This window comes from Bacteroides sp. AF39-11AC (assembly GCF_003474285.1).
Taxonomy (GTDB): domain Bacteria; phylum Bacteroidota; class Bacteroidia; order Bacteroidales; family Bacteroidaceae; genus Bacteroides.
This window is the reverse complement of sequence record NZ_QROH01000004.1, coordinates 402265-425407: the sequence shown is the minus strand read 5'-3', so window position 1 is coordinate 425407 and position 23143 is coordinate 402265. Positions and strand designations below refer to the sequence as shown.

Annotated in this window: 23 protein-coding genes and 1 pseudogene; 12 read left to right on the top strand and 12 right to left on the bottom strand. The window is 42.5% G+C overall.

The genetic code is table 11. The features are described from left to right. Positions 1-220 precede the first annotated feature (220 nt). Together DW036_RS10090 and DW036_RS10085 are read left to right on the top strand one after the other, a co-directional pair. Positions 221-2758, top strand: a complete 2538-nt coding sequence (locus DW036_RS10090; RefSeq protein ID WP_118463830.1) for an adenosylcobalamin-dependent ribonucleoside-diphosphate reductase — start codon at positions 221-223, stop codon at positions 2756-2758. A gap of 135 nt (positions 2759-2893) precedes the next feature. Then, positions 2894-5593, top strand: a complete 2700-nt coding sequence (locus tag DW036_RS10085) for a 4-alpha-glucanotransferase (RefSeq protein WP_118463827.1) — start codon at positions 2894-2896, stop codon at positions 5591-5593. Between the two features lie 309 nt (positions 5594-5902). Here the strand turns inward: DW036_RS10085 and DW036_RS10080 are convergent, their stop codons facing one another. Continuing rightward, the gene (locus DW036_RS10080; RefSeq protein ID WP_118421227.1) at positions 5903-6340 is read right to left on the bottom strand and encodes a DUF6078 family protein; all 438 of its coding nucleotides are present in this window, start codon (positions 6338-6340) and stop codon (positions 5903-5905) included. Between the two features lie 146 nt (positions 6341-6486). On the opposite strand from DW036_RS10080, the gene folB reads away from it, so the two are divergent. Further along, on the top strand, positions 6487-6849 hold the full coding sequence (gene folB, locus DW036_RS10075) for a dihydroneopterin aldolase (protein WP_117692202.1): 363 nt from the start codon (positions 6487-6489) through the stop codon (positions 6847-6849). On the opposite strand, the gene DW036_RS10070 is transcribed toward folB, so the two are convergent. Continuing rightward, entirely contained in the window at positions 6846-7064 is a 219-nt protein-coding gene (locus tag DW036_RS10070) for a PD-(D/E)XK nuclease domain-containing protein (protein WP_118463824.1), read from the bottom strand. The genes folB and DW036_RS10070 overlap by 4 nt on opposite strands. Continuing rightward, positions 7040-7519 (bottom strand): annotated as a pseudogene (locus DW036_RS10065) (AAA family ATPase); the annotation flags it as partial. The pseudogene DW036_RS10065 and the gene DW036_RS10070, both read right to left, overlap by 25 nt. A 470-nt stretch (positions 7520-7989) precedes the next feature. Between DW036_RS10065 and DW036_RS10060 the strand changes: the two are divergent. The 4 genes from DW036_RS10060 (at position 7990) to DW036_RS10045 (ending at position 11784) form a co-directional block, all read left to right on the top strand. Then, positions 7990-9453: a hypothetical protein gene (locus DW036_RS10060; RefSeq protein ID WP_369906283.1), complete on the top strand. Its 1464-nt coding sequence runs from the start codon at positions 7990-7992 to the stop codon at positions 9451-9453. A 211-nt stretch (positions 9454-9664) separates the two neighbouring features. After that, entirely contained in the window at positions 9665-9961 is a 297-nt protein-coding gene (locus DW036_RS10055) for a DUF3244 domain-containing protein (protein WP_233560375.1), read from the top strand. A gap of 36 nt (positions 9962-9997) precedes the next feature. Then, a complete protein-coding gene (locus tag DW036_RS10050) occupies positions 9998-11077 on the top strand; it encodes a DUF4848 domain-containing protein (protein ID WP_118463815.1) in 1080 nt (359 codons plus the stop codon). A gap of 2 nt (positions 11078-11079) precedes the next feature. After that, positions 11080-11784 carry a porin family protein gene (locus tag DW036_RS10045; RefSeq protein WP_118463812.1) on the top strand — a complete coding sequence of 235 codons (705 nt, stop codon included), beginning with the start codon at positions 11080-11082 and terminating at the stop codon, positions 11782-11784. A 98-nt stretch (positions 11785-11882) separates the two neighbouring features. Here the strand turns inward: DW036_RS10045 and DW036_RS10040 are convergent, their stop codons facing one another. From DW036_RS10040 to mtaB, 4 genes are read right to left on the bottom strand one after another with little or no spacing between them, the layout of a single operon-like run. Next, positions 11883-12401 carry a methylglyoxal synthase gene (locus DW036_RS10040; RefSeq protein WP_118463809.1) on the bottom strand — a complete coding sequence of 173 codons (519 nt, stop codon included), beginning with the start codon at positions 12399-12401 and terminating at the stop codon, positions 11883-11885. A gap of 43 nt (positions 12402-12444) precedes the next feature. Next, complete coding sequence (locus tag DW036_RS10035; RefSeq protein ID WP_118463806.1) at positions 12445-13461, bottom strand: glycosyltransferase family 2 protein; 1017 nt, start codon at positions 13459-13461, stop codon at positions 12445-12447. Further along, the gene (locus DW036_RS10030) at positions 13454-14356 is read right to left on the bottom strand and encodes a lysophospholipid acyltransferase family protein (RefSeq protein ID WP_118463803.1); all 903 of its coding nucleotides are present in this window, start codon (positions 14354-14356) and stop codon (positions 13454-13456) included. The genes DW036_RS10035 and DW036_RS10030 overlap by 8 nt, the downstream gene beginning before the upstream one ends. A 17-nt stretch (positions 14357-14373) precedes the next feature. Next, positions 14374-15693 (bottom strand): tRNA (N(6)-L-threonylcarbamoyladenosine(37)-C(2))-methylthiotransferase MtaB, encoded by a 1320-nt coding sequence (mtaB, locus tag DW036_RS10025; RefSeq protein ID WP_118463800.1) that lies wholly within the window; start codon positions 15691-15693, stop codon positions 14374-14376. 86 nt (positions 15694-15779) lie between these two features. On the opposite strand from mtaB, the gene DW036_RS10020 reads away from it, so the two are divergent. The 3 genes from DW036_RS10020 (at position 15780) to DW036_RS10010 (ending at position 18710) form a co-directional block, all read left to right on the top strand. Next, positions 15780-17453, top strand: coding sequence for a long-chain fatty acid--CoA ligase (locus DW036_RS10020; protein ID WP_118221247.1), 1674 nt, complete (start codon positions 15780-15782; stop codon positions 17451-17453). Between the two features lie 160 nt (positions 17454-17613). Then, complete coding sequence (locus tag DW036_RS10015; RefSeq protein ID WP_022392222.1) at positions 17614-17829, top strand: hypothetical protein; 216 nt, start codon at positions 17614-17616, stop codon at positions 17827-17829. A 170-nt stretch (positions 17830-17999) separates the two neighbouring features. After that, the gene (locus tag DW036_RS10010) at positions 18000-18710 is read left to right on the top strand and encodes a hypothetical protein (RefSeq protein ID WP_118463797.1); all 711 of its coding nucleotides are present in this window, start codon (positions 18000-18002) and stop codon (positions 18708-18710) included. Positions 18711-18781: 71 nt separating this feature from the next. Here the strand turns inward: DW036_RS10010 and rplI are convergent, their stop codons facing one another. The 3 genes from rplI to rpsF are packed head-to-tail and all read right to left on the bottom strand — an operon-like array spanning position 18782 to position 19863. After that, a complete protein-coding gene (gene rplI, locus DW036_RS10005; RefSeq protein ID WP_007210279.1) occupies positions 18782-19231 on the bottom strand; it encodes a 50S ribosomal protein L9 in 450 nt (149 codons plus the stop codon). A gap of 15 nt (positions 19232-19246) precedes the next feature. Next, a complete protein-coding gene (gene rpsR / locus DW036_RS10000) occupies positions 19247-19516 on the bottom strand; it encodes a 30S ribosomal protein S18 (RefSeq protein WP_007210278.1) in 270 nt (89 codons plus the stop codon). A gap of 2 nt (positions 19517-19518) precedes the next feature. Then, entirely contained in the window at positions 19519-19863 is a 345-nt protein-coding gene (rpsF, locus tag DW036_RS09995) for a 30S ribosomal protein S6 (RefSeq protein WP_007210277.1), read from the bottom strand. A 160-nt stretch (positions 19864-20023) separates the two neighbouring features. Here rpsF and DW036_RS09990 point away from each other — a divergent pair, with 160 nt between their 5' ends. Beyond that, positions 20024-20470 carry a MarR family winged helix-turn-helix transcriptional regulator gene (locus tag DW036_RS09990; RefSeq protein WP_022391350.1) on the top strand — a complete coding sequence of 149 codons (447 nt, stop codon included), beginning with the start codon at positions 20024-20026 and terminating at the stop codon, positions 20468-20470. 162 nt (positions 20471-20632) lie between these two features. After that, the gene (locus DW036_RS25750; protein ID WP_171032130.1) at positions 20633-20809 is read left to right on the top strand and encodes a hypothetical protein; all 177 of its coding nucleotides are present in this window, start codon (positions 20633-20635) and stop codon (positions 20807-20809) included. Between the two features lie 77 nt (positions 20810-20886). On the opposite strand, the gene DW036_RS09985 is transcribed toward DW036_RS25750, so the two are convergent. Both DW036_RS09985 and DW036_RS09980 read right to left on the bottom strand, forming a co-directional pair. Next, complete coding sequence (locus DW036_RS09985) at positions 20887-21588, bottom strand: response regulator transcription factor (RefSeq protein ID WP_007660039.1); 702 nt, start codon at positions 21586-21588, stop codon at positions 20887-20889. A gap of 4 nt (positions 21589-21592) precedes the next feature. Beyond that, a complete protein-coding gene (locus DW036_RS09980) occupies positions 21593-23134 on the bottom strand; it encodes a sensor histidine kinase KdpD (RefSeq protein ID WP_007660040.1) in 1542 nt (513 codons plus the stop codon). Positions 23135-23143 lie beyond the last annotated feature (9 nt).

The following is a 23143-nucleotide window of genomic DNA, read 5'->3' as shown; positions in this document are numbered from 1 at the left end:
TTCTTTTTTGGAAACTTTTTGTTCACGTAAAAATGCTAATATTTTATAAATCAACAGACTATTATTCAGAAATGGTAATTTCACAACCTGTTCATAATTTATTCTATTTTTATTTTGCTATAATGAAAAACATTCTTAGCTTTGCAATCGCATTTGTTAATGATAGGTATTACTTCTACACTCTTACTTATTAAAAAATAAATCTAAGGAAAAAAGAATCGTGGAAAAACAAACTTATTCTTACGAGGAAGCTTATGAAGAATCTTTACGATATTTTCAGGGCGACGAGTTAGCTGCGCGTGTTTGGGTAAACAAGTACGCAGTAAAAGACTCTTTCGGAAATATTTACGAAAAGTCTCCAAAAGACATGCATTGGAGAATAGCCAATGAAGTAGCCCGTATTGAGGCTAAATACTCTAATCCATTAAGTGCAGAGGAACTATTCGATCTGCTCGACCACTTCAAGTACATCGTTCCGCAGGGAAGCCCGATGACCGGAATTGGCAACAACTATCAGGTAGCTTCTTTGTCTAACTGCTTCGTGATCGGAGTAGATGGTGAAGCGGATTCTTATGGTGCTATCTTCAAAATAGACGAAGAGCAAGTACAACTCATGAAACGTCGTGGCGGTGTAGGACACGATTTGTCGCACATCCGCCCGAAAGGTTCTCCGGTGAAAAATTCAGCTTTGACTTCTACCGGTTTAGTACCATTCATGGAACGTTACTCCAATTCCACGCGTGAAGTCGCTCAGGACGGACGGCGTGGCGCACTGATGCTGAGTGTATCTATCAAACATCCCGATTCGGAAGCATTCATCGATGCTAAAATGACGGAAGGCAAAGTAACAGGTGCCAATGTATCTGTGAAACTGGACGATGCATTTATGACCGCCGCTATCACAGGTACTCCATATATCCAACAATATCCTATCAATGCCGCTGAACCAACCGTACAGAAGGAGATCAATGCAACCAACTTGTGGAAGAAGATCGTCCACAATGCATGGAAATCGGCAGAACCGGGTGTATTATTCTGGGATACCATATTAAAAGAATCCGTACCCGATTGCTATGCAGACCTGGGATATCGCACAGTTTCCACCAATCCATGCGGTGAAATCCCTTTATGCCCGTATGATTCCTGCCGTTTGCTGGCTATCAATCTTTATTCTTATGTGGTAAATCCTTTCAAACCGGATGCATACTTTGACTTTGAATTGTTCCAGAAACATGTAGCGTTGGCTCAACGCATTATGGACGATATCATCGATCTGGAATTGGAGAAGATAGAACGCATCATGGAAAAGATTGATGCTGACCCCGAAAGCGAAGATGTGAGACATACAGAACGTATATTGTGGGACAAAATTTATAAGAAGAGCGGACAAGGACGCCGTACCGGTGTAGGTATTACTGCCGAAGGTGATATGCTTGCTGCACTGGGATTGCGTTATGGTACGGAAGAAGCTACCGAATTCTCTGAAAAAGTACACAAGACCGTTGCCCTGAGTGCTTACCGTTCATCAGTGGAAATGGCAAAAGAACGTGGTGCATTCGAAATTTACGATACCGAACGTGAAAAGAATAACCCGTTCATCAATCGTTTACGCGAAGCAGATCCCCAGTTGTATGAGGATATGAAGAAATACGGTCGCCGTAACATTGCCTGCCTTACTATTGCACCGACAGGTACCACCAGTCTGATGACTCAGACTACCTCAGGTATCGAGCCTGTATTCTTACCCGTATACAAACGTCGCCGTAAGGTAAATCCGAACGACACCAACGTACACGTAGACTTTGTGGATGAAACAGGAGATGCTTTTGAAGAATATATTGTCTTCCACCCCAAGTTTGTTACATGGATGGAAGCACAGGGACACAACCCTTCTAAACGTTACACACAAGAAGAGATCGACGTATTGGTTGAGCAATCACCTTATTATAAAGCAACCTCAAACGATGTAGACTGGCTGATGAAAGTCAAGATGCAGGGACGCATCCAGAAATGGGTGGATCACTCCATCAGTGTGACCATCAACCTGCCGAACGATGTGGATGAAGACCTGGTAAACCGCCTGTATGTAGAGGCATGGAAATCCGGCTGTAAAGGTTGTACGGTTTATCGCGACGGTTCACGTTCAGGCGTGCTCATTTCTGCCAAAAGCAACAAGAAAGATGAAATGCCTCCTTGCAAACCACCTACGGTAGTAGAAACCCGACCGACCGTTCTGGACGCCGACATCGTACGTTTCCAGAATAACAAAGAGAAGTGGGTGGCATTCGTCGGTTTGCTGGACGGACATCCTTACGAAATCTTCACCGGTCTTCAGGACGACGACGAAGGCATCATCCTGCCCAAAAACGTTACTTCCGGACATATTATAAAGAAGGTGGATAAGGACGGAAGCAAGCGTTACGACTTCCAGTTCCAGAACAAACGCGGATATAAAGTCACCATCGAAGGCCTGTCCGAGAAGTTCAACAAAGAATACTGGAATTACGCCAAACTGATCTCCGGAGTATTGCGTTATCGTATGCCTATCGAACAGGTTATCAAGCTGGTCGGCTCTTTGCAACTGGACAGCGAAAGCATCAATACCTGGAAGAACGGCGTGGAACGCGCATTAAAGAAATACATAACGGACGGCACAGAAGCCAAAGGCAAGAAATGTCCGAACTGCGGTAACGAAACACTTGTATATCAAGAAGGTTGCCTCATTTGTACCACTTGCGGAGCTTCACGTTGCGGATAGAAACAGACCTGCGAAATGCAAGCACAAACGTTTGCATAGGAATTTAAAAAACTTAGATAGCGGTAGCTGCTTGATTATGCGGAATAATGTCTATACTTGCATAGTCAATGCAGCTATTACTAAATCTAATATTATATGATACTATCTTTTCATATCGAGTACCGCACAAGTTGGGGTGAAGAGGTTAGAGTCTTAGGATCTATTCCTGAACTGGGTAACAATCAGCCCGGTAAAGCCGTACCCTTACAAACAGTGGATGGCATTCACTGGACTTTAGATGCGGACATTCAAGCGCCTGAAAACGGCATCGTACAATACAGTTATTACATTTATCGCGACGGCAAAGATACACGTACGGAATGGAACAGCCTTCCCCGCACGCTCTATGTATCGGCTGACAAGAAGAAAGTCTACCGCCTGCAAGACTGCTGGAAGAATCTGCCCGAACAGCAATACTTCTACACGTCTGCTTTCACGGAGTCCCTGCTTGCGCATCCCGAACGTAGCGCCGCTCCCAAAAGCCACAAGAAAGGATTATTGATCAAGGCGTATGCTCCGTGCATCGACAATGATCACTGCCTGGGCATTTGCGGCAACCAGAAAGTTCTGGGAGATTGGGACGCGGATAAAGCCGTTCTGATGAGCGACGCCAACTTCCCGGAATGGCAGGTTGAAGTAGACGCCTCGAAAATCAGCTTCCCGCTGGAGTATAAATTCATCCTTTATAATAAGAAAGAACGTCGTGCCGTGGCATGGGAGAACAATCCCAACCGCTACATGGCCGATCCGCAGATAGGCGCTAACGAAACACTGGTGATCGGTGACCGTTACGTTTACTTCGCCCTACCCGACTGGAAAGGTGCCGGAGTAGCCGTGCCCATCTTCTCGCTACGCTCCGAAAAGAGCTTCGGCGTAGGTGACTTTGGCGACCTGAAACAAATGATAGACTGGGCTGTACTTACCCGCCAGAAAGCCGTACAGATATTACCTATCAACGACACCACCATGACACATACGTGGACGGATTCTTATCCATACAACAGCATATCCATTTATGCGTTCCACCCCATGTATGCCGATCTGAAACAGATGGGTACGTTGAAGGACAAAAAGGCAATGGCAGAATTCAACAAACGACAGAAAGAGCTGAACGCCCTGCCTGCCGTGGACTATGAAGCAGTAAACCAGACAAAATGGGAGTTCTTCCGCCTGATATACAAGCAGGAAGGCGAACAAGTTCTGGCATCAGATGCCTTTCGGAAATTCTTCGAGAACAACAAAGAATGGTTACAGCCATACGCCGTGTTCAGCTATCTGCGCGATGCCTACAAGACACCCAACTTCCGCGAATGGCCGAAATTCACAGAATATAAAGCAGAAGAAATAGAAAAGTTATGCCAGCCGGAATCTGCCGACTATCCGCATATCGCCATCTACTTCTTCATCCAGTTCCACCTGCATCTGCAACTGCTGGCTGCAACGGAACACGCACGAGCCAACGGTGTAGTACTGAAAGGCGACATCCCTATCGGTATCAGCCGCAACAGCGTGGAAGCATGGACGGAACCTTACTACTTCAACCTGAACGGACAAGCAGGTGCACCGCCCGATGACTTCTCCGTGAACGGTCAGAACTGGGGCTTCCCTACTTACAACTGGGACGTAATGGAGAAAGACGGTTATTCCTGGTGGATGAAGCGTTTCCGCAAGATGTCGGAATACTTCGACGCTTACCGTATCGACCACATCCTGGGCTTCTTCCGCATTTGGGAAATCCCGATGCACGCCGTACACGGACTGCTGGGCCAGTTTGTCCCCGCCTTGCCGATGACGCGCGAAGAAATAGAAGGCTACGGAATAGCATTCCGCGAAGATTTCTTTACGAAACCCTATATCCATGAATACTTCCTCGGACAAATGTTCGGTCCGCATACCGATTATGTAAAGCAGACCTTCATAGAGCCTACCGAAACATGGGAAATATATCGCATGCGTCCCGAGTTCGACACACAGCGCAAAGTAGAAGCCTACTTTGCCGGAAAGACAGACGAAGACAGCATCTGGATACGCGACGGACTGTACGCATTAATCAGTGACGTACTGTTTGTGCCCGACCGCGAAGACCCGAACAAGTTCCACCCGCGTATCGGCGTACAACACGATTACATCTACCGTGCCCTGAATGATTGGGAGAAGGCGGCATTCAACCGTTTGTACGATCAGTATTACTATCATCGCCACAACGAGTTCTGGCGCGAACAAGCCATGAAGAAGTTGCCGCAACTGACGCAATCTACCCGTATGCTGGTATGTGGTGAAGACCTCGGCATGATTCCCGATTGCGTAGCTTGGGTGATGAACGACCTGCGCATCCTTAGTCTGGAGATACAGCGCATGCCGAAAGATCCTTCACAGGAATTCGGACATCCGGACTGGTATCCGTACCGCTCGGTTTGCACCATCTCTACGCATGATATGTCTACGCTGCGCGGCTGGTGGGAAGAAGATTTCCAACAAACGCAACGGTACTACAACACCATGCTGGGGCATTACGGCGCCGCACCTGCCGTCGTCACTCCGGAACTTTGCGAACAAGTGGTACGCAACCATCTTTACAGCAACTCTATCCTGTGCATCCTCTCCTTGCAGGACTGGATGGCTATGGACGGAAAATGGCGCAACCCCAATGTACAGGAAGAGCGCATCAACGTGCCTGCCAACCCCAGACATTACTGGCGTTACCGTATGCACCTGACGCTGGAACAACTGATGAAAGCGGATAGCCTGAACGAGAAGATCAAAGGACTGATAGAACAGACCGGACGAAAAGGATAATATTCAGGCAACACATTAGTGCTTTAATTATCAGCGCATTGCATTTACATTTCATTTACGCTATGATGTAAAAGCATTTACCGCTGGATGTAACGACCTTTACCGCTTATTGTAACGCTCTTTACCTCCTATTGTAAACGCTTTTACCTCGGCATGTAAATGGAGTTACCATTTGAGGTAAACAAGATAACAATGAAAGGAAACAGCCGTGTCCTCGTAAGGTGAAATACATTCACCTGCCGAGGGCACGGCTGTTTGTTCGTAAGATGTGATTACCTGTTCGCAGGATGACAGGGCACAGAAACTTAGTTACCAGTTATATTCCTCTACATAACTATCGAAATACTCCCCTTTTTGCAGGCCCAGTTTCTTGGCCAAGGCAATCACTTCTTGTTGTTCTGCAGGCGACAGTAGCGTTTCTCCTTTCCGCTTCTGATAATATTTTCTGATTCCCCATCGACCAATCAGCCCGTAGCGGAAGGTTCCTGATACACTGACTGCCAGAGCTTCCGTAGTACACACGAAACCTTTGGCATAGTTCACTTTCTTGTTGGAACGGTAATACTCACATTTCCCCGCCATAGCCTCAATCGTTTTCGGATTCAGCGTAGGCAGAAAAGTAATGTTTGCCGGAGCATGAGAGTATGCAATCCGGCGTAAACAAGTGTCGGCATGAGAACAATCTGCTGCTGCGCACAGACCAAAGTTATGAGGCACTTTTGAATAATCAAATGTTTCTTTTTCCATTATATTTATAAAATTAATGATTGAAGGGCAAAGGTACAACATATATTACAGATTGGTACGATTTTCTTCAGATACAAATATACCTGTTTTCTTTGTTTACTGGGCAGTTATTCTTATTTTTGTCATTAACCTAATATTCCATTGATATGAACAGTTATATATTCCTTGATAACGTCCGTTTCTTTGCCTACCACGGTGTAGGTCAGCAAGAGCGAGAAGTAGGTAATGAATTTGTCATTAACCTGAAATTGAAAGTCGATATTGCGCGTGCAGCCGAGACTGACGATGTGACACATACCGTCAGCTATGCCGATGTATACGAAAATGTGAAAGCAGAGATGGAGATACCTTCTAAATTGCTGGAGCATGTTTGCGGACGTATCGTAAAGCGCCTGTTTCGCACTTTCCCCACCGTAAAAGCTATTGAACTGAAACTCGCTAAACGCAATCCGCCCATGGGAGCCGATTTGGATGCGGCAGGGGTGGAAGTACAATGCGAAAGAGTTTAAAAAGAAACCTCCTCCATTCGTTCCAGTTCGCAGCCTCGAAACTGCACCACGATGCAATGTAACTGCGTATTCTGTATCAACTGCTTCACCTTGGGGGCAGCGGCATACATCCTTACCTGCCCCACCGCTTCCTGCCATTGCGTTTCAGCTTTCGATTCCGAATCTTTGGAGGAGAGGTATTTTAGTTGGCAGCACCGGTATTGTGTGCCTGCCAATCCAGGAAGTTCAGTTTATTGGTAGAACCGGATTGCTCTTTCATATCCTTTTCGAACCCCGGATAATAGTAAGGCTCATAAATAAGAGCAAAATTATTCAAGGCCCCGCTGCAATAATCATCAAAATTCCGGTCTAATGCACCTATACCTCCCACGCGCGAGAAGTCGAGATAGAGTATCTGGAATTTCCCCTGCAACGGTGTAGGCTGACCGCCTATCCACAAGCCTTCGAAGCGCTTCCGGAACTTTTCTTTTTGGGCGATGTCATAATAAGCCCGCAACATACTTAAGAAAATGCTCTTTCCGAAACGGCGGGGACGGATAAAGAATAAACTGTTGGGCTACTGCTCCAGTAAAGGCAGATACATGGTTTTATCCACATAATATTGATTCTGTTCCACCACTTCTACAAAGTTGGATACGCCATAAGGTATTCTTTTTACATTCTCTTCCATAATTGTTCCCGTTTTCATATTATTTCGGCAGCGATAAGACAAAAGTAACTCATTCTTGCCGAAGGAACAAACAAAGCACCGGAAAGTTTACTGGCCTTTCATGGACTGCGATGGTAAATTAGTATGAATCGAATTATAGCTTTTCTGAATGAACTATAAAAAACACCCTCTTACCATCAGCTTTATAAATAATTATTTATACCTTTGTTGCCAACAAAATAACCGACCAAATGGTAAACTTAAAGATTATAGCAGCATTATTTATTGTTTTACTACTACTATTTTCTTGTTCACACAAAAGCGAAACAGAAACATTACTCTCACATGCCGATACACTCATGGAAGAATATCCCGACAGTGCACTCCGGTCATTGGACTTATCACCGGAAGAAATAGAAGGACTTTCCGACAAAGAATGCGCACGCTATGCGTTGCTACTTGCACGTGCCACGGACAAGTGCAAACTCTCTTTGCTACCTTGCGACTCGCTACTGAACGTAGCATTAGATTATTATGATGACGATGAAAAAGAAAAAGCGGTAGCGTTGCTTTATAAAGGCAGACTGGCTGTTGAGATGGAAGAAGTAAAGGAGGCTATCTCATATCTTCAGGAGGGATTGACCATCATACAAAATTTTCCGAAAGAACTTAAAACAAAAAAATTATTACTCAGTTCATTGGGGAATATCTATTTTGATGCCGGATATTATGACGAATCTATAGGGATATACAAAACTTTGTATCAGTGTTGTACCACCGAATTGGAGAAATCAATGGCACTAAACAATATCAGTACATATTACTGCTTAATAGATGAAAAGGACTCTACCCTGATGTTCCAGCGCAAAGCACTAAATTATGCTATAGCCTCAGGAGATTCCCTCCAGATTGCGATGTCCAAGCACAATTTAAGTCTCGAATTTGATGGATTTGAGGAACTTGATTCTGCCTTGTATTATGCACAGAAAGCCCTTATAGAACTACCACAAAAAGAGAATCATGGAAATTACTATTTTAACCTCGGAGACCTACTTCTAAAAACAGGAGGAAACAAAGATTCAGTCCGATATTATTTAAACAAAAGTTTGGAGGATATACCCATTGAAGGTAAGACCTCTTGTTTAAAAAGCTTATATAACCTTGAAAAAGAAAACGGAGATTACAAAACAGCAAATATCTATCTGGAAGAACAGTCTGCCATCATAGATTCTCTATATCATATGGAACAGTCAACTGAAATACAACAATTAATTTATGAATACAACACAAAAATGCAAGTAAAAGAGGAACAAATAAAAGGAAACCGCATTGTACGAAATACCATCACAGGTTTCGTATTCGTTTGTTTCCTAATCATACTTATCTATCAAAACCGCATAAATCGGAAAAAACGGCTTCAACTCCAATACAAACAATCCTTAGAGCAAACACAAAATAAATTGTCTTCTTTAGAAACCACCATCGAAAATAATCAGTTAATGATTAACTTACTAAAGCAGAAACAAAATAATTTAAAGCAAGAACATGAAAATAAAGAGCAGCAAATAGAAGAAAGAGAGCAAGCCATAGCTCGCTTAAAAGAAGAAAAACAACAGCTACTCAATTGGTTGCTTACTCAAAGCAGTATCTACAAAAGAGTGATTACTCTGTCCGGGCAAACCACTACGAATAAAAAACAGATGAAAGCCTTGACTACTACAGAGCAGGAACAATTAAAAAAGACAGTATTCGGAATATATCAAAGTTATATCTCTTTCCTCCAAAATGAATATCCCAGACTGACGGAAGATGATAAATTGCTCCTTTGTCTGCAAGAAACTTCTCTTGAGCCATTATCCATTGCAATTTGTTTTGGTTATACTGATACACATCCTCTCAACCAGAAAAAATACAGGCTAAAGGAGAGAATGAATAAGGAAAAAAGCAAGATGTGACTATACATTTCATTATCTAGCTATTTATCAACACGTTACGGTTTTATAGTGTGACTGCAAAAATGCATTCATAATAATTGTTTGCCCTAACTTTGCAACCGAAAACAATAAAACTATTATCGTAATGAAAACTAAATTATTATTTATTCTATTATCGGTATTATTTATTATACCGATGAGTGCAATGCCACACAAAAAGCATCGGCACAAAGTGAATACCAAAATTATTAATTCACATTCAAAGTCTATCTTCCGTAGCCCCTTATTTTTTAACCTAACTGCCGATGAAATAGACGACAACCTAACTATTACTTTTCAATCTGCCTTAGAGGAAGCAGATATCACTGTGACTGATAAGGACGGAAATGTAGTTGTTTCTGAATTCAAGACCTCCATTTATGAAGGAAAAACAGTAAACGTCTATGCTCCAGAATCGGATATCTATACTATAGAGATAACCTCTCCCACCATAGACGTAACAGCAGAAATCACACTAAACGAGATTTAACTAACTATTTTATTAACATCAAAACAATTTAAAATTATGAAGAAATTATTATTTCTAACGGCTATTGCATTAGCTGCCATTTCATGCCAAGATGAAGAAAACAACTTACCAATTGACAATTCTTCTGCACAACCCCAAAAGTTTCAAGTAGTACAGATTACTGACCAAGGAGAAATTATCCCAACGGATAATAGTAAGACAAGAAGTTCTATACAAGGAGAAACCGCTTTACAATTTGCCTCAGAAGACGATTATCAATTGTCTTTAAAAGAAATCAACGACATGCAATCCTGTAACAGATTAGCTTATGTAGATGCCAACGATTTCATTTCATTGCAGGAACTTGCCGTGAAAGCAGATGAGGAATTGGAAGAAATTGCAAACACGGCAACCAGCGAATCTGACTTTAAAACTAAATATTCTCAATATGTGGAGAAATATAAAGGATTATTGGTTACTAACAAGTATGATAATGAAGATTTATCACTTTATGTACCCGACGGTGATAATGTTTCTACTTACCTTGTAAACAGCAATCGTAAAGTAGTTATCGGAAATGAAGTTAAGAAAATTTCTCTTTCCGATGATATGAGTGAATCAGACAAAGCTGTATACGCTTATACCCCGCTCTCTGGCGAAACAAATAGCTTCAATTTTCAAAATTTTATTGGAGACAAGAAAAAAACAACAGGTAGAGTGGACCTATTTAGTTCAAGTGAAATAAAAGTTCATGTGGGTTGCCAAAAGAAAACCTGGCATGGTTGGAAAAGAGATAATCACAGAGATGTATATTTCCAATTATCTGCATCTCCAATGTACTTTACTCTACCTAATGCAGCAGGAGATCCTTACAATCTTGACTTCGTACGTTTTCATGCATTCCATAATGATGGAAAAATTGACTGGAGTGTAGGTGGCTTGAAGCCCGGAGCTACTTCTTTATCAGGGAACATATCTGTATGGACAGACATAACAGCCAATACATCAGAACAAGTATCATACACAAATGTATTTGCAAGATATGTAGGTAAGTATGGTACTTATGGGACCCACACGCTACCCAAATTAGAAGGTGGTTCATACGGAGGAGATTTCACACTAGCATTTATAAGATAATTATGAAAAGATTTACATTATTTCTACTATTAGCACTATACCTATCACTACAAGTCTCCGCACAAGTAAGATTTGGTGTAGATGCAGGAATGAACCTGACACACTTCAAAAGTAGCAGCAATTACAAGGCTCAAAAAGTAGGTGGCATGGGGGCAGGATTCCAAATTGGAGGAACTGTGGATTATGAGTTTAAAAGACATTGGATGCTGATGTCAGGAGCCTCATTCATGCAGACCCAAAGTAAAATGGAAATGTCATATAATATGCTTCCCCGTTTCCCGGATGCTAAAATAAAACTGAATCATATTGTTATCCCGTTAAAAGTAGGATACAATATTCAAATTAGTAAAAAGCTAAGTTTGATTCCTTCAATCGGGGTATATGGTTCGTATAATTTTAGTGCAGGTAAATGCCCATTAGATATAAATTCTACATCTGATGGCAAAGAGAATATTAAACATGTGAGTTGGAACCCTATGAAAGGATATTCTTACGAGATTCCCATCATTAACTCACCTGGTTCCACCCAAAAGGTGGACCTTGATGCTCTCCGTCATTGGACTTATGGAGGAATCGCAGGGCTAAAAGCCATTATCAGCAAACATTATACAGTCTCTTTCCAATACAATGAAGCCATTAAACAAATACAGGGTCAGTGTAGTATAAGAGATTATGGCTATCAGCTTTCTGTAGGATATATGTTCTAAATCAAAACACATAATCCTTATATAAAGAAAAGGTGTGGAAATCTTCCGTCCGGAAGTCTTCCACACCTTTTCTATTCATATCAGAGTTATTGCCTCTTTTATTTCTTTTTCTTCCGCTTTTTCGCAGATTCCACTGCCTCGGCAACCACCGGTTTGTTTTCAAAGCGCTTGGTGTATCCGGTGTAATCTGGAATAGTACGTTCATACGTCGGATCAATGAATAGCGGACTTGAAATAATATGGTCTGCCGTACTACGGTTACAGCAGAAAACGATATTCTCAACACCAGCAAGACGAGTCAGTGCTTTCACATCTGTATCGTGCGGCTGCAACGTCATAGGGTCAGTGAAGAAGAAAAGATAATCAATCTCGCCATCCACAATGCGAGACCCCATTTGCTGGTCACCACCCAAAGGACCGGATTTCAAAATGGTAACGTCCCACTCAACATCGGGATGCTTTTCCTTAAGAGCCTCAAGGATAAGAGTTCCCGTAGTACCTGTACAGTAAAACTTATGCCCCATGAGCAATTCAGAGTTCCAGAGAACCCACTCGATGAGGTCTTTCTTCATGGCGTCGTGCGCCACCAGTCCAATCTTTCTAACTAATTTTGTCATAAGCCAATACCTTTAATTATAAACAGTCGGTAAAAAGAAAAAGCTATAATTGCGAGAAAAATTTCTTTCCACGTAAATAATACTGCGCCAAGATACTGCTTTTTGTCCATTCCGGTATCACGGAAAGGGAAGTTTTTTTCAGGTTCTCTTCACGTGCAGGAGTAAAAGAAGAACGTAACAAACGATATTCGCGCCGTGCACGAAGCACTGCCAATGCATTGGGAAACTGTAATTTAAGTATAAAACTCAATGCTGCTATATAGTCAAGAACTGCACGAGTACGCATCACTGAAGCAAAATCCCGGGATGGCAGGTTCTTGTAAAGCATGACAAGATTATTACGAAAGTTGAGATAAGTCTTTCGGGGATTTTCTTTCTTTAAAGTAGCACCGCCTACATGATAAACCACACTTTGCGGCACACATACAATCTGCCGACCACGTGCACGAAGCCTCCAGCACAAGTCAATCTCTTCCATGTGGGCAAAGAATCGTCCGTCCAGCCCTCCGGCCTCACGATAATCTTTCAGGCGGATAAACAAGGCTGCACCCGTCGCCCAAAATACAGGAATAATGGTATCGTATTGCCCTCTGTCCTCCTCTACCACGCCCATAATCCGCCCACGACAGAACGGATAGCCGTAACGATCGAGAAAGCCGCCTGCCGCACCTGCATACTCAAACATCTCCTTCTGCCGCCAACTCCGTATCTTCGGCTGGCAAGCTGCTGCCTCAAGATGTGCCTCCATATAATCAGCCAATGGCTGAAGCCAATGCTCCGTCACTTCCACATCCGAATTGAGAAGTACCACATACTCAGCATCCACTTCCTGCAAAGCCATGTTATAACCATCGGCAAAACCCTGGTTTTCTTCCAGCAGTATCAATCGGACGGTAGGAAACTCCCGGCAAAGCATCTCAACAGATGCATCCGTTGAACCATTATCAGCAACATACACCACAGCACCGTCTGCTTCGGAAAAGCGTACCACGGAGGGAAGAAATGAGCGGAGCATTTCACACCCGTTCCAGTTTAATATTACAACTGCTATCTTATCCATTTTGCTTCTCCAGTTCTTCACGTTTCAGTTTCCAACGCTTATGAGACCAGAACCAATAGGCAGGAGCACGACGAATCGTTTGTTCCAGACGGCGTACGAAAAGTTCGGTTATCTCCCCTTCAGCAGTCTGTTTAGGGGTTTCGGTTAGCAAATCGAAGTAGGCTTTGCAATGTCCTCTGCCCTGCCTCTCCAATTCACAATAAAATACAGGGTAATTCATCATCCTGGCAATACGTTCACCTCCATCCATAAATACGGTTTCCTGGTTCAGAAAAGTAGTCCAGTGGTGAGCTTCGTTACGATTGGGCGATTGATCGGTAATCAAACCAACCACCACATGCTTCCCTTCACGGCGCAACCGGATCACTTCGCGGGCAGTAGAGTGCTTCGGCACATTATAACCACCATGCCGGGCACGGATAAGCTTAAACATTTCGTCCACATACTTATTTCGCAAGGGTTTATACACCTGTAGCGGCACATCTTCCGGCTTCATGAAAGCTCCCATTGCTGTCAACCACTCAAAGTTGGCATAATGGGGAATGAGCACAACAATGCCCCCATGTTTTTCGAGCATGGCAAGATATTCTTCTGTGTTGCCATACTCCATACGCCGGGAAAGGTCTTCGAATGACATACGCATCATCTTGATTTCTTCCAGCATATAATCGCAGATGTAGTGATAAAACTCACGCTCAATCTCACGAAGTTCGGCCTGAGACTTTTCCGGAAAAGAATTCTTTAGGTTTTTACGGACCACCCCGCGACGGTAATGCACCACATGGCGCATCAGGAAATAGAGTCCGTCGGACAATATATAGAGTGCCCGGAAAGGAAGCAAAGCCAGCAGCCACATACCTGCGTAAGTCAGCCAGTAGATAAGTTTCGATTTCATACTTTTCTTATACCTTATTATAATAGTAAAGTTCCCTGCAACGCCGTCCCGTCTTCATTGAAATCGCCCAGGCGTACAGATACCACTTGATTGTCCAGTGTATCATTATGGGGAACCTCTACCCGGATATAGTTAGCCGTAAAGCCATGCATCGGTGCACCCGGCTTGGAGCGTTCCAGCAATACCGGCATGGTTTGTCCGATATGGCGGGCATAGAATGCATGCGTCTTTTCGTCCGAAAGTTCCAACAGGCGCTGACTGCGACGGTGCTTTTCCTCCGGAGTTACCACATGGTCTATCTTCAAAGCCTGTGTACCCGGCCGTTCGGAATAGCTGAACACGTGAAGTTGGGTCACATCCAGACTCTTAATAAATTCATAAGCCTGCTCAAAGTATTCATCCGTTTCACCCCGCGTACCCACTATGACATCCACACCAATAAAAGCGTCGGGCATCACTTCTTTCACTCTCTGCACTTTAGAAGCGAAGAGTTCCGTATCATACCGACGGCGCATCAGTTTTAAAACGTCGTCACTGCCGGACTGCAATGGAATATGGAAGTGAGGCATAAAATTGCGGGAATGCGAAACGAACTCTATGATCTCATCAGTCAGCAAATTAGGTTCTATGGAAGAGATACGATAACGTTCAATACCTTCTACCTCGTCCAGCGCCTTCACCAAGTCAAAGAAAGTCTCTCCGGTACTCTTACCGAAATCGCCAATGTTAACGCCGGTCAACACAATCTCCTTTCCCCCTTCGGCTGCAGCCTGACGCGCCTGTTCTACCATAGAGGCAACCGTTCCGTTGCGGCTCCGTCCGCGAGCAAAAGGAATGGTACAATAGGAACAATAATAATCGCAACCATCCTGTACTTTCAGAAAATAGCGGGTACGATCCCCCCGTGAGCAGGACGGCGCAAATGAATGGATGTCTTTCAACGCTGAAGCATACGCCTCTCCCGACTCATTTTTCTGTAAATTACCGAGATATTGAAGTAAGTCCTTTTTCTGTTCGGCACCAAGTACCACGTCCACCCCCTCAATCTTTGCAACGGTTTCGGGCTTCAACTGGGCATAACATCCGGTCACAACCACGAAAGCACCCGGATGTTGCTTCACCAAACGATGAATAGCCTGGCGGCATTTCTTATCTGCCACCTCCGTCACCGAGCAAGTGTTCACTACACAGATGTCTGCTTTCTCTCCCTTACGTGCCGTACGCACCCCTGCTTCCCGCAAAATCTTACCGATAGTAGAGGTTTCCGAAAAGTTCAACTTACACCCTAACGTATAGTAAACCGCTGTCTTATTTTGAAATATATTGGTATCAATCATATCTATTCTAAACACATTTCTGCCACAAAGTTACATATAATTCTTAGAATTTTCCTACTTTTGCACAAATCATCAATTTTCGTGCAATGATACAAGAAAACTTTATCAAACTCTACGAGCAGAGTTTCCGTGAGAACTGGGACCTTCCTTGCTACACCGATTATGGTGAAGACGAGAGTTATTCCTATGGACAAGTAGCACAAGAGATAGCTAAATTGCACTTGCTATTCAAACATTGCAGCCTGCGCCGGGGCGATAAAATAGCTGTTATCGGCAAAAACAATTCCCGTTGGTGCATTGCTTATATGGCAACCATCACTTATGGAGCCATCGTTGTTCCCATCCTTCAAGATTTTAATCCGAACGATGTACATCATATCGTCACCCACTCCGAATCTGTTTTTCTCTTTACCAGCGATTCCATTTGGGATCATCTGGAAGAAGAACGCCTGACCGGACTGCGTGCCGTATTCTCCCTTTCTGATTTCCGCTGCCTCCACCAGCGTGACGGTGAGACAATCAACCGTTTCCTCAAACATCTGGATGACGAAATGCATGAAACTTATCCGAAAGGTTTTCGCCGGGAAGACGTACAATATACAACTCTCTCTAATGATAAGGTGATGCTGCTGAACTATACTTCGGGCACCACCGGTTTCAGCAAAGGTGTTATGCTGACAGGAAACAATCTGGCAGGAAATGTCACCTTCGGTATACGTACCGAGCTATTAAAGAAAGGAGATAAAGTGTTATCTTTCTTACCTTTAGCCCATGCCTACGGTTGTGCCTTCGACTTCCTCACGGCCACCGCTGTGGGAACCCATGTCACACTTCTGGGAAAAGTCCCCTCCCCCAAGATCCTGATGAAAGCTTTCGAGGAGGTAAAACCCAATCTTATCATTACCGTACCGCTTGTTATCGAGAAAATCTACAAAAATGTTATCCAACCCGCCATCAATAAAAGAACTATGAGATGGGCACTCAGCATTCCTTTGCTCGATGGACAAATCTACGGGCAAATCCGTAAAAAACTGGTAGATGCCCTGGGCGGACGTTTCAAAGAAATCATTATCGGCGGAGCTGCCATGAACCCGGAAGTAGAAGAGTTTTTCCACCGCATCAAGTTTCCGTTCACTATCGGTTACGGTATGACAGAATGTGCACCATTGATCAGCTACGCTCCCTGGAACGAATTCGTCCCGACTTCTTCCGGTCGTGTACTCGACATCATGGAAGCCCGGATTTATAAAGAAAATCCAGAAGCTGAAATTGGTGAGATACAAGTGCGAGGCGAAAATGTAATGGCGGGGTACTATAAAAATCCGGAAGCAACGAAGGAAGTTTTCACCGAAGACGGCTGGTTGCGTACCGGTGATCTGGGAAAACTGGACGAAAATAATAATCTCTATATCCGTGGCCGCAGCAAGACCATGATTCTCAGTTCCAGTGGACAGAATATTTTCCCCGAGGAAATCGAAGCACGTCTCAACAATCTGCCATTCGTTCTGGAAAGTCTGATCATCGAGCGTAATAAGAAACTGGTCGCTTTGGTTTATGCAGATTATGAAGCACTGGATTCCCTTGGTCTGAACCAAACGGAAAATATCAAAACCATTATGGATGAGAATCTGAAAAACCTGAATAACAGTGTGGCCAGTTACGAAAAAGTAAGCCAGATACAGCTATACCCCAACGAATTTGAAAAAACTCCTAAAAGGAGTATCAAGCGCTACTTATATAACAGTATTGCAGAAGATTAGTATGTTATTAAACATACAAAAAGTAGTCAAAAGGGGCTAACCTCCAAAAAAAACATAAAAAAAGTTGGGATTTGGAGAACAACCTATCAAAAAAGTACATACCTTTGCAACGTTTTAATAAAGCAATTGATTGTATTACGTTTTTTAAAAAGCAAAGAAAATGAAAAAATTAGTTTTGATGGCCGTAGCTATCGTAGCAGTATCTTTCGCATCTTGTGGTAACAAACAAGCTGACGCTGAAAAAGCAACAGCAGATTCTATCCGTATTGCTGACTCAATCGCAGCAGTAGAAGAAGCAGCTGCAGCAGCAGCTGAGGCAGCAGCCGCAGCAGCAGATACTGTAGCAGTAGATAGTGCAGCAGTTGTAGCTGAATAATTTCAGAACAACACACTGAGAGAATTGAAAGTCTGACGTGCGAAAGCACGAACAGACTTTTTTTATGCCCATTTGCACCACTCTAAAGATACTCAGTGATTCACCACATTTCTTATTTGATTATTTCAGAAAATCCTTATCTTTGCTAATCTTCATATTATACTAATATTATGAAAAAGAAACTGATAGAAAAAATTAAGCGATCAGCTATCAAAGGAAGATTAGGTGATTTCATCTGCAATTTCATTGCAGTCGTACTGGGTATTGCAATCACTTTCGTGGGAAGTGATATGATTCAGAAGCACAATAAGAAAAAAGAGGTGACACAGGCCCTGCAGCTGGTCAAAAGCGAATTACTTATCAACCGGGAAACAATAGAAGAGATGATGAAAATAGAAATTTTCAACAAAGAAGGTGCATGCTACCTGCTTCAATATAAAGACAAAATGAATGAAGCATCCTCCGACTCTCTGAATTACTATGGCTATTTCCCATTCCAATCACGAGATTTTATTCCGGTCACCGATGCTATGGAAATGCTCAGAGCTTCTTCTGTCATGCAAAATATTAAAAACAAAGAACTTGCTGTCGAAATCATCCAAGCCTATGCCGTAATAAAAAACGCACATCTTTTTTATGAAGGGTTCTCCAAAGCAAAAGACATGGCGATAGAAAAGTATACCAGTCAGCAAGAATTTAGAAAAATTTCTAATGAAAATAAGTCACTAAGAGAAACCTGGGAGTTTGCCTTCCGCATCCCAGAAGGGTTTGCTGCCATGCGGCAAATCTCTTTTATACATGATGACCCGCATCTCACATACAGCCACTACATGAAACTAATTGATGAAACAATTACTTTTATTGATAAAGAATACAATTAGAACTAACCAGTAATAAAAAAGCCCGGCCTCCTTTCGGAAACCAGGCTTCTTTTATATAGGAAGTTTTTAAATTATGCTTCTTCAGCAACAACTTCAAAAGGAATCTCTACAGAAACTTCCTTGTGCAGCTTAACGATAGCTTTGTACTGACCAACTTCTTTCACAGCGTCTTTTACAACGATGATCTTACGGTCAATTTCATGACCTAACTTAGCCAATTCTTCTGCAATCTGGATGTTACCAACAGAACCGAAGATAGTACCGGTTGAGCTAACTTTAGTAGCGATCTTCAAAGATACGCCTTCCAATTTAGCTGCCAATGCTTCAGCATCCTTCTTGATTTTTTCCAATTTGTGAGCACGTTGCTTCAAATCTTCAGCCAACATTTTCTTTGCAGCAGGAGAAGCAATCACAGCTTTACCTGTCGGGATGAGGTAGTTACGACCATAACCAGACTTAACTGTTACGATATCGTTCTTATAACCCAAGTTTACAATGTCTTCTTTCAATATAATTTCCATACTTTCCTCCTCCTATTATTTCATCATGTCAGTTACATAAGGCAACAATGCCAAGTGACGAGCTCTCTTTACAGCTTGAGCTACACGACGTTGGAACTTCAAAGAAGTACCGGTGATGCGACGCGGAAGGATCTTACCTTGCTCATTCAAGAATTTCTTCAAGAATTCAGGATCCTTATAGTCGATATACTTAATACCACTCTTTTTGAAACGGCAGTATTTTTTCTTCTTAACGTCCACTGAGGGCGGAGTTAAATATCTGATTTCTGATTGAACTTGTGCCATGATTAATCCTCCTTTTTAGTTGATTTAACACTTCTTCTCTTCGCAGCGTATTCAGCAGCGTACTTGTCTTGCTTGAAAGTCAAGAAACGGATAACGCGCTCATCACGACGGAAGTTAAGCTCTAACTTGTCAATTACAGTAGGGTCTGCATTGAACTCAATCAGCTGATAGAAACCAGTTGACTTCTTCTGGATAGGATATGCCAGTTTTTTCAGTCCCCAGTTTTCCTCATTTACGATCTCAGCACCTTCAGCAGTAAGGATGCCTTTGAATTTTTCTACCGCTTCCTTCATCTGAACATCAGATAAAACGGGAGTTAAAATGAAAACGGTTTCGTATTGATTCATACTTGTTTAATTAATGAATTAATAATTCGTTTAAAAATTTGCGGTGCAAAGGTAGGGATTTTATTTTGATCTACAAACATTTAATGTTTTTTTGTGCCACGAGGATAGGATTTATCATGGAAGTGACTTACCTTTGCAAAGTTGTTTAAACAATAATTTCATGATCGAGCAATTTAACTTTGACATCCGGCTTATCTTTGCCATATTGAATGGTAAAGTTTCCGCCGCAATCAACCGAAAACTGTCCCGTAACTTCCGCCAGAACGGTTTGGAGATTACTCCGGAGCAGTGGACCGTCCTTATCTTTTTGTGGGAAAAAGATGGAGTGACGCAACAAGAGTTGTGTAATGCAACTTTTAAGGACAAACCCAGTATGACGCGCCTGATAGATAATATGGAGCGCCAACATTTAGTGGTTCGTATCTCTGATAAGAAAGATCGCCGCACCAACCTGATTCACCTCACCAAAGACGGAAAGGAACTGGAAGAACAAGCACGGGTGATTGCCAACCAAACCCTAAAAGAGGCATTACATGGCATCACCGTGGAAGAACTGCGCATAAGTCAGGAAGTATTAAGAAAAATATTTTTTAATACGAAAGATTAGTGCAAAATACAGCGAAAGAATTAGCATAAACGGTTTATGGAAAGCCTGCAAAACCAACTATTTACCCTCAATAATAGTTTTTTTGCAAAAATAATTTCGCTTGTTAAAGAATTATGCTTTTCTTTGTGACAAGAATATAATAATCTATTAAAATACACACACATGAAAGGTTTATTAAAAAATCTGGGCTTGATATTAGTCTTGGTAGGGGCTGTAATTTTGGTTGCATGTTCTCTTACCGGTAATGTAAACAACAATGCCATTTTAGGTACGTCAGCAGTTTTGATGGTACTGGGATTGATTTCATACATTATTATCAATAAGAAATTGGCAGACTAATCATCGGAAAAGAATAAAAAGGGCGGTTACTTTTACAAAGTAACCGCCCTTTTTGTTTCATGAAGAGCAGAAGCTTATTAGGCTTCCGGCTCCGGTGTAATCAGTTTGTATCCTTTTCCGTGGATATTGATGATTTCAATAGAAGGATCTTCTTTCAGATGCTTACGCAACTTCGTGATGTACACGTCCATACTACGGGCATTGAAATAGTTGTCATCAATCCAGATGGTCTTCAAAGCAAAGTCACGCTGCAAGATTTCATTAGCATGAGCGCAGAGCAATCCTAATAATTCAGACTCTTTAGTAGTCAGCTTCGTTTGCTTTTCAGGTGTCGACAAAATCTGTTTCTGTGTATCGAAAGTGAACATACCAATCTTGTAGATATTGCTCTCTTTGTTCTTCTTTCCACGTACACGTCTCAGGATAGCTTCAATTCTGAATGTCAACTCTTCCATACTGAATGGCTTGGTGATATAATCATCCGCACCGATCTTAAAGCCTTCCAGAATATCTTCTTTCAGTGTCTTTGCAGTCAGGAAGATGATAGGAATTTCGGCATTTGCAGCACGTACTTCCTGAGCCAGTGTGAAACCATCTTTCTTTGGCATCATCACGTCAAACACACACAAGTCATATTTATTCTTCAGAAAAGCTTTGTATCCAGCTTCGCCGTCGGGATATAACTCGGCAGAATAACCTTTCGCCTGTAAATATTCTCTTAAAAGCATGCCAAGATTTTCATCATCTTCGCACAATAAAATACGCAGTTTCTCGTCCATATCATTAATTTTTAAGTAAAGGTAATGCAATAATAAATTTAGTTCCAACGTTTAGTTCACTCTCTGCCCGGATGGTTCCCTTGTGATCTGTTATGATCTTCTTCACATAAGAAAGCCCTAATCCGAAGCCCTTCACATCGTGCAGATTACCTGTATGCACGCGGTAGAACTTTTCAAATATCTTTTTCAAATTCTCTTTTTTAATACCTATACCGTTATCCTGGATAGAAATCATCAGCTTACCCGGTTCATTCCAGGTCTTCACTTTCAATTCCAGATCCGCATCCGGTCTCTTATACTTCACCGCATTATCCATCAGATTGAAAATCACATTCGTAAGATGCATTTCATCTGCAAAGATATCCGGATCTGTTGCGTTCAGTTCCGACTCTATATTACCGTTATAACGCTCCACCTTTAAGGTGAATGTGTTGATAACACCTGTAATCAACTCATTGGCATCCAGTTCCTTCATTTTCAAGGTAGCCTTCTGCTTGTCGAACATCGACATCTGAAGAACCTTTTCTACCTGGAACCTCAACCGTTTCGTCTCATCATTGATGACCGTCGATATATGCTGGAACATAGCAGGCGATTTCCCCACTGCGGGGTCTTTCAACATCTGCGCTGCCAGCGATATCGTTGATATCGGTGTTTTGAATTCATGCGTCATATTGTTGATAAAGTCATTCTTCATCTCCGTCAGTTTCTTTTGGCGGAACACGATATAAATCGTGAAGATAAATGTAATCAGCAGTACAAAGGTGAATATCATCGACGGTATCATAAAGTTGACCGAGTCGAAAATATAATCCCTTTTACCCGGGAAATGTATCTTTACGATACTCATACGGGCAGGTGGATCATTCAGGAACAAAGGCTGGGAGTAAGAATACTCATTACCTTCATCAACATAGTCCGAACAGCGATATACTTCCCGTCCATCCCGGTCAATCACTTTAAAGTGATAAGCCAGATCAATTCCGTTATCTACCAAACCTGACTTTAAGTATTGATCCAAATTCTTAAAGTTGATGCGCTCCTCTATTGGTTTGTCACTTGCTGTATACACCATCTGCCAAGCCACTTCATCCAACAAGTTACGCTGGTATACATAACGATTCTTCACGAAATCGACATGCGAACGAGCTGTTTTGGGTATCGTTTTGGCACCATGCTTACGCGAAATCATGGCTCGCGGCAACTCTGACGGATTATTTGTTATCGTCTGTAGTTCTATAGCTGAATACTGAGAACCATCCGGCGATGTAGCCGTAAACCGCTGTGTCTGCACCACTGCTTTACCCTGCGCAGTCAATTCCCATGCTCTCTTTTCTGCCTCGGAGATATCCTCCCTTAACCAACGGTCAACCTCCGCGGACTCCACTTCTTTGGAAGCTGCCATTAGGCCACGCTTCACCGATTCATCAAATTGCTCGTTACGCATCTTTACCATCTTCTCTATGTAACTGATTTGCAGGTACAAGAGACTGAGGAAAGATAACCCCATAACGACGCCTAATATCCATATTGTTGACTTCTTCATAGTCACAAA